The sequence below is a fragment of the Butyricimonas sp. BSD2780061689_150309_C8 genome, assembly GCF_015560935.1.
Lineage (GTDB): Bacteria > Bacteroidota > Bacteroidia > Bacteroidales > Marinifilaceae > Butyricimonas > Butyricimonas paravirosa.
Genome location: NZ_JADMSV010000041.1, coordinates 20,544 through 27,602, shown reverse-complemented (window position 1 = coordinate 27,602; position 7,059 = coordinate 20,544). Strand labels below are relative to the sequence as shown.

Annotated in this window: 6 protein-coding genes; 3 read left to right on the top strand and 3 right to left on the bottom strand. The window is 44.9% G+C overall.

Translation table 11 applies throughout. From position 1 onward, the window contains the following. Nucleotides 1-845 precede the first annotated feature (845 nt). The gene (cdaA, locus tag I2I33_RS19555; protein WP_027201344.1) at nt 846-1,634 is read right to left on the bottom strand and encodes a diadenylate cyclase CdaA; all 789 of its coding nucleotides are present in this window, start codon (nt 1,632-1,634) and stop codon (nt 846-848) included. Between the two features lie 82 nt (nt 1,635-1,716). Continuing rightward, nucleotides 1,717-2,583, bottom strand: a complete 867-nt coding sequence (locus I2I33_RS19550) for a DMT family transporter (protein WP_087422088.1) — start codon at nt 2,581-2,583, stop codon at nt 1,717-1,719. A gap of 120 nt (nt 2,584-2,703) precedes the next feature. Between I2I33_RS19550 and I2I33_RS19545 the strand changes: the two genes are divergently transcribed. Further along, nucleotides 2,704-3,339 (top strand): LolA family protein, encoded by a 636-nt coding sequence (locus I2I33_RS19545; protein ID WP_087422087.1) that lies wholly within the window; start codon nt 2,704-2,706, stop codon nt 3,337-3,339. Nucleotides 3,340-3,581: 242 nt separating this feature from the next. Here I2I33_RS19545 and I2I33_RS19540 read toward each other — a convergent pair whose 3' ends face one another. Next, nucleotides 3,582-4,040 (bottom strand): hypothetical protein, encoded by a 459-nt coding sequence (locus tag I2I33_RS19540; protein ID WP_087422086.1) that lies wholly within the window; start codon nt 4,038-4,040, stop codon nt 3,582-3,584. Nucleotides 4,041-4,111: 71 nt separating this feature from the next. Between I2I33_RS19540 and I2I33_RS19535 the strand changes: the two genes are divergently transcribed. Both I2I33_RS19535 and I2I33_RS19530 read left to right on the top strand, forming a co-directional pair. Further along, nucleotides 4,112-4,621 carry a calycin-like domain-containing protein gene (locus tag I2I33_RS19535; RefSeq protein ID WP_087422085.1) on the top strand — a complete coding sequence of 170 codons (510 nt, stop codon included), beginning with the start codon at nt 4,112-4,114 and terminating at the stop codon, nt 4,619-4,621. Nucleotides 4,622-4,838: 217 nt separating this feature from the next. After that, a complete protein-coding gene (locus tag I2I33_RS19530; protein WP_229128392.1) occupies nt 4,839-6,929 on the top strand; it encodes a M3 family metallopeptidase in 2,091 nt (696 codons plus the stop codon). Nucleotides 6,930-7,059 lie beyond the last annotated feature (130 nt).

The following is a 7,059-nucleotide window of genomic DNA, read 5'->3' as shown; positions in this document are numbered from 1 at the left end:
AAAGTTATTTACAGAAATTTTGTTCTGGCCGGGTCATGTGTTTCATGAATCTCGACTACCGTCGATTTCGATTCACGCTCGCTACGTTTTGTTCATTTCAATATCTTAAAGAACTCTTTCTTTCTTGTTTTAGCCTTGCTCATTTTAAGAGCGAAAGCGGATGCAAAGATAAGACCTTTTTTCGTTACCTTCCAAATCTTTTTCAAAGTTTTTTCAAACTTTTTTTTAAAGAGCCTCGTAATTCGATATTTTGAATTACTCAAGCAAAAGAAGGATTGTCTTATTTCCATTTCAACATTTCAAGAACTTTACAAGAAACCACCTTTCTAGCCTCGTTCATGCTTGCACCGTTTCTTGTTTTGCGGGTGCAAAGATAAGGCAAACTTTTCCCCTTCTCCAAATATTTTCACAATTATTTTTCAATTATTTTCATCAATACACACCAAAAGCATGATTGGCAAAACGTTAGAATGGGAACTTTTTTCAGGATAATACTATTGAAATAAGGTTAAAGACAAGAATCAACCTCGGTACAAAGCCGCTTCAAAGCCGGTACAAAGCCGTTCGTGAACGTCTTTGATTCGTCTTTGATTCGAAAATGATACGTCTTTATACCCTATCTTCCACCTGTGACCAGCGTTTGTTCTATGGAATATCATGGGATAAACTAGGAAATAAACTAGACAGATACCCTCCTCTAACTCATCAACAACACCCGTCAGTGTTTATGCTATGTTCATGCTATGAAGATGCAATGTTCATGTCCCCTTCTATCCATAGACCACAAGCGAACCAAGGTACACGAACGAATAATTTACAAATATGATAAAAGAGAAACAACAGGATTACTTATTCACGACGAAACCCGTGAAATCATTGTGCAAGAAACTGTTCAATTCTTGCGGGGTGATCCGCACCTTGAAATGCCCATCCTTCACAAAAGAAATATTTCCGGTTTCTTCACTGACCACGATGATGTGAGCATCGGTCACGGCACTCATTCCAATCGCTGCACGATGTCTCAACCCCAAACTCCCGGGAATATTCGTGTTATCGGAAACCGGCAAAATACACCGCGCCGCCAAAATCTTGTTATCCGCGATAATTACCGCACCGTCATGTAACGGGGAATTCTTAAAGAAGATATTTTCAAGCAACTCCTCCGACACGATCGAACGGATCAACACACCCGTTTGCGCGTAATTGTACAACTCCGAATTCTGGGACAACACGATCAAAGCACCCGTTTTTGTTTTCGAAAAATAATCACAGGCCTGCACGATAGCGGCGGCGACCTCATCTTTTATAGAAGTCTTGGTAAAAAGCCGCTCCAAGTTAAATATGTTTTGCAGGTTATATTTACTACCTAATAATAATAGAAAGCGACGAACTTCTTGCTGGAACACGATCAGCAAGGCAATCACTCCCATACCGATAAACTGTCCCAAGATACCAGAAACCAACTCCAGATTCAGAGCTTTCACCAGCAACCATGCCACGTAGAATGTAAAAATCCCGGCAAATATATTTATCGCAACCGTCCCTTTCACCAGTTTATAAACCTGATAAAATATAAAAGCGGCTAGCAATATATCAGTTATAGTGTAAAAGTTTATAGTTATAAACAACAGCATACGATATTCTTAAAAGTCAATTTCACCCGCAAAAATAGCCAAAAATAAATAGGTTACATCATAATAACAGAAGTTTTCCCCCTTATTTTTTCATCTTGCAAATCACGACAAGAACGGCAACGATCACGATCAATAACCCAAGGTAATTCGCGTAAGTCAATTGTTCATTGAAATAAAGCACTCCCACGACGATTGCCGTTATCGGTTCCAACGTTCCCAACACGGAACTCGGTACGGAACCGATCAATTTCACGGCTGCCACCAGCAACCGGGCAGAAACGATCGTACTCAATATGGCCAATTGCACCATATCCAGCAAGAACCGGGGTCTCGTGATGATTTCCATCTTTCCCTGTGCCACGGCCAAGATCAAGTAGAACAGCGCGGTGAATAGTAACACGTAGCAAGTCAGCACGTCCGGATTCATCCGCTTTAACACGGGACGGTTCAGTGCGGTAATATAACACCCATAAGTCACCGTGGACATTAATACAAAGAATAATCCTAGCCATTTTACCTCCCCGGGAGTCCACGACAACAGGTACACCCCGCATATCGCCAGCACGATCCCCGCTTTCACCTCCAAGGGTAACCGTTCTTTGTAGAAGATAGCCATCAGCAACGCGACGACCACGGGATAAAAGAAATGAATCGCTGTCGCCACGCCCGTGGGCATATAATGATACGACCACATCAGGAAGAAAGCCGTGATTCCATATCCCCCGACCCCGGCAAGCGTAACTTCCTTCACCTCCCGTCGGGTCAGTCTCATATTCATTCTCCGGAGCAATAAATAAATAGCATACACGATTCCCGCTATCCCGTAACGGTACACTAATATTGTTTCATTATTAACCCCGTCCAGTATTGCCTGGTTTGCATACAGCGGAATCAACCCGAAGGTAGCCGCCGACAATGCCGCAAATAGAATCCCTTTAAATTTGTCCATTTCCTTTTTCAAAAAACGGTGCGAAAGTAGCAAATTTTCCCATAAGTTTTTGCATCTACGGGATAATCCCTATATTTGCTTTTGATTTTAAGAAAAAGACAATATAAAATAACACACTGTATGAAGTACATTCTGACATTCATGGTTCTGGCATTATGCGGTTCTCTCGCTATCGCCCAGACAGACGCAAAAGCAAAGGCAATTCTGGATAAAACAGTCGAACATATCAAGTCCTACCCTGCCGTGGAAATCGTTTTTGACCTTTCCATGATCAACAAGGCAGAAGATATTAATGAAACACATCACGGGAAAGCATACATGAAAGACAAGATGTACCGCATTGATGTGATGGACGTGGTCAACTATTTCGACGGGGAAGTTATCTACACGTACATGCCGGATCAAGAAGAGGTAAATATCAAAAACCCGGACGAGAACGAAGATGAGATGTTGAATCCTTCTATCCTGTTCGATATTCACAACCAGAAGTTCACCCAGAAGTTGGTGGAAGACAAGGATGGCAAAGCCTACATCGAGTTAACCCCGAAACAAACTCACAAACAGATCTCCAAGATTGGGGTATGGATCAACACGAAAACAAACATGGTGGAAAAAGTCACGTCCTTCGGCAAAGACGGGAACGACGTGGTGATCACGATTAAAAGTTTAAAGAAACCGGAGAAAGAACTAGACGTCACCTTCTTCCGTTTTGACAAGGATGCCCATCCGGAAGTGGACGTTATCGATTTGAGGTAGCATATTTACTAAAGTAACATAAAAACAAGGAGAGGCAAAAGTCATTTCTCGAACTCCCTCCCGGCTTCGCCGTACTCCCTCTATAAACAGAGGGAGAGTTGAAAATACTCCCTTTCTTCGGGAAGAGTCACCAGCTCCTCCTCTGTTTATAGAGGAGGTGGCACGAAGTGACGGAGGAGTTTTTGGAAATAAAATGACTTTTGCCACACCTCTTGTTTTTTAAGCGGAGTTACTAGATTTTACTAGGCCTTTTTCGCCTTGTACGTCACTTTCGTCTCCATCGCATCCATGATCGTGGCTTTCACCAGCGAATCGAGTTCCCCGTCCTTCACCGTTCCCGTGGCGGTCACTTTCATCGGCATTCCATTATACGTGTAAGTAAACGAGATATTCAGCTTGTACACGGTTTTCCCGTCTTTCACTTCCGGTTTCACGGAAACCCCGTTCGAACGATAGTTAAACTTCTGCCCGTTGGGCAACATAAAATCCTTCACCACCACGATCACACTATCCCGGTGAGTCCGTTGCAATTCGAGCTTTAACTTCATCTTCTGTTGCATGATTTCGATAAAAGCCTCCCCGTTATACGTCCCGGCAACAGCTGCCGCATGGTCTTTCTTATTCGTGTTATTCACCGGCGTGGCGTTCATCGATCCCCCGACCGCGAAACATAAAAGAAGAAGTAATCCTACAAATTTCATAATCCTGATGGTTTAATTGATAAAAGTTTATATTTTTAGCCGTCGAAAATACAAAAATAAATCAATAGTTCATGAAACGGAATATTTTCTTTATCGGGATATTATTAGTTATTATTTCAACAACATCATTATTAACATCTTGCAATAGTTGCAGCGACCGTCGGGCACACGACGTTTCATCTCTACCCGGCCTATACGAGGGCGAGGCCACGATCATCCTGCCCGACCACGTGAAGGCCATGCTCAAACCCGACGCTAACGGCAACACGCTTATTCCCGAAGGTCCGATTCCCTGCAAAATCAGCATCACGGCGGATACCAGCAAGAACGTCACGCTGAATCTCGTGGACTTCACCATGCCCGTGAAAGGCATCACGGTTAACCCGGCATTGAGCAAAGTAACCGAAACCGATTCCACTCTTAACCTGGAAGGTGGCGGTAAAGTATCTGTCGGTCAACAGACCATTTCCTACACTCACAAGGGGAAAGTAACTGAGAATCAACTTAACCTTGACATCACGGTAACCGTGATCCCGATGATCGTGGAACCCAAGATCGTGTTCAAGGGGAAAAAGAAATGAGTTTATAAAGTCCATAAGGTTCATAAAGTCAAAAGGTCACAGGAGTCCTTCGGACTGTGTTTAACGGTAGCACAAGCTGCCGTGGACAAAGCGCCCCGCAAGGGTCCACAGACCTTATGAACCTTACAAACTTTATGAACTTTATAAACTCTATAAAGTTTCCAAACTTATTTGTAACTTCGTGACCGAAATTTCGAATACAAAATCTATAAAAACAATGAGAAAAACGACTTTTATGGCTGCAATTATTCTTCTTGTGGCATCTTGCGGAAAGACGGAACAAAACCCGCTTTTATCGAGTTTTGACACTCCCCACCAGACGCCCCCTTTCGATAAAATCAAAGCCGAGCATTACGAACCGGCTTTTGATGCGGCTATCGAGGAAGCCAAGAAAGAGGTAGAGCAAATTGCCTCTTCGAAAGAAAACCCGACATTTGAAAACACGATCGTGGCACTGGATAACATCGGTGAAAAAATGAATGCCATTTCCGGCATATTCTTCAACCTGAATGCTTGTCTCACCGACAGTCTGATGCAGGACATAGCTCAAAACGTGTCCCCGAAACTGACTTCATTCAGCCACGCTATCTATATGAACCCGCAACTTTTCGAACGGGTAAAACAAGTTCACGAGCAAAAAGCGACTTTGAACCTGAATCCGGAACAGACCATGTTACTCGAAAACACGTGGAAAGCCTTCATCGACGGGGGAGCAAACCTAGAAGGTGCCGACCGCGAGCGTTTCAAAGAGATTTCCATCGAACTGGGCAAGCTAAGCCTGACCTTCGATAAAAACGAACTGGCCGAGACTAATGCGTTCGAGTTGCACGTGACCGACGAGAAAGACCTTTCCGGTCTCCCCGAAGGAGCCAAGGAAATGGCTGCCATGACGGCCAAACAACGAGGCAAGGAAGGATGGATTTTCACCCTCCACTACCCGAGCATGGGTCCTCTTATGAAATACGCTGACAACCGGACATTGAGAGAAAAAATGTATCGTGCCAACTCGACACGGGCATACAAAGACAACGAGTATAACAACGAGGAAGTGGTCAAGAAGATCACCGCCCTGCGTCTGGAAAAAGCGAAACTCATGGGTTACCCGACCTACGCGAATTATGCATTAACCGATCGCATGGCTAACACCCCGGAGATCGTGAATAACTTCATCGCCGAATTGCACGAGGCGTCCTACCCCTATGCACTCAAAGATAAAAAAGAGGTGGAGGATTTCGCCCACAAAGCTGGCTTAAAGGGAGAATTGCAACGCTGGGACTGGTCCTATTACTCCAACAAATTGATGCAGGAGAAATACGCCCTTGACGACGAGATGCTGAAGCCCTACTTCAAACTCGAAAACGTGCAGAAGGGTGTCTTTGACTTGGCAACCCGTCTCTACGGTATTACCTTCAAGGAAGTGAACAACATCCCGTTATATCACCCCGAGGTAAAAACCTACGAGGTATATGACAATGACGGATCGTTCCTTGCCGTTCTCTACACGGACTTTTTCCCGCGGGAAAGCAAGGGAGGCGGAGCATGGATGACCCAGTTCCGCGGTCAGAAAATGGTTCACGGTAAAGATCAGCGCCCGTTGGTATCGCTCGTGATGAACTTCACGAAACCAACCGACACGAAACCATCCTTACTGACGTTCAACGAGGTAACAACCTTCTTGCATGAATTCGGCCATGCTCTTCATGGAATGTTCAGTAAATGTACTTACGGTTCCACGTCCATGGACGGTGTGTCCCGCGACTTCGTGGAACTGCCCTCGCAATTCATGGAAAACTTCGCACTCGAAAAAGAGTGGCTTGACACATGGGCCGTACACTACCAGACCGGAGAGAAAATTCCGCAGGAATATATTGACAAAATCAAGAAATCATCCAATTTCCAAGCCGGGTACGCGAGCGACCGTCAGTTAAGTTTTGGCATGGTCGATATGGCATGGCACACGATCACCGAACCTGTCACCGAACCTCTCGTGGACTTCGAGCAACGGGCTATGGGCAAAACGGAGATCATGCCTCTTGTGAAAGGTAGTGCCTTTTCTCCCGCTTTCGGACACATCTTTGCCGGGGGATACGCTGCCGGATATTATGGCTACAAGTGGGCAGAAGTACTGGATGCCGATGCCTTCTCGTTATTCAAGCAAAACGGTATTTTCGACAAGACTACCGCCGAATCGTTCCGCCGCAACGTGCTGGAAAAGGGCGCATCAGAAAACCCGATGACACTCTACAAGCGCTTCCGGGGCCAAGAACCGACCGTTGACGCTTTACTGGAAAGAAGTGGGTTGAAATAAGCCTAGATTGCCGCTTGCAGGTTACAGGTTAGCAAGTTACAAGTTCTCGACTCCCGCACAAGGAAGAATTGGAAAAGATTGTCGGGAAAAAGAACTTGTAACTTGTAAACTTCTAACCTGCAACTTGCCA